This window comes from Staphylococcus sp. EG-SA-15 (assembly GCF_017151895.1).
GTDB classification, from domain to species: Bacteria; Bacillota; Bacilli; order Staphylococcales; family Staphylococcaceae; genus Staphylococcus; species Staphylococcus aureus.
Genome location: NZ_JACVZN010000091.1, coordinates 1 through 373 on the forward strand (window position 1 = coordinate 1; position 373 = coordinate 373).

At 37.5% G+C, this 373-nt stretch carries 1 protein-coding gene; it reads right to left on the reverse strand.

Annotated elements, in window-relative coordinates:
• Nucleotides 1-67: 67 nt before the first annotated feature.
• On the reverse strand, nucleotides 68-373 hold a 306-nt coding region (locus tag IDG64_RS14475), incomplete at its 5' end, for a phage antirepressor KilAC domain-containing protein (RefSeq protein ID WP_031771090.1).

Sequence of the window (373 nt, forward strand, 5' to 3'; positions counted from 1 at the left end):
TACCTTCTTCGTCATAGTAGTAATAGATGACTTTTTTGTTTTGAGCTTGCATTGTTCGTTCCTCCTGTTAAGCAGTTACGTTAGCTTCATAACCGAATTCAGTCATGATTTCATGTATTTTCAATCTACCTTTTTGTGTCCATCTAGTTTGTAAAACTGTGTCTTCTCTACCGTCAGAGCGTACAATTGGTATAGTGTCTGATTCTGTGTAACTCTTGCCCATGTGTTCTGAGTAAAGCACCCACTGTTTATTCACTTTTCGTTGTAATCTAGCTTCGTGTAGTAGTTTGTTTAACTTTTGTGCTGATATACCGTAGTCTGCCGCGATTTGAGTTGTAGCTAATGTTCCAGTTGACTTTAAGATTTCATCTAC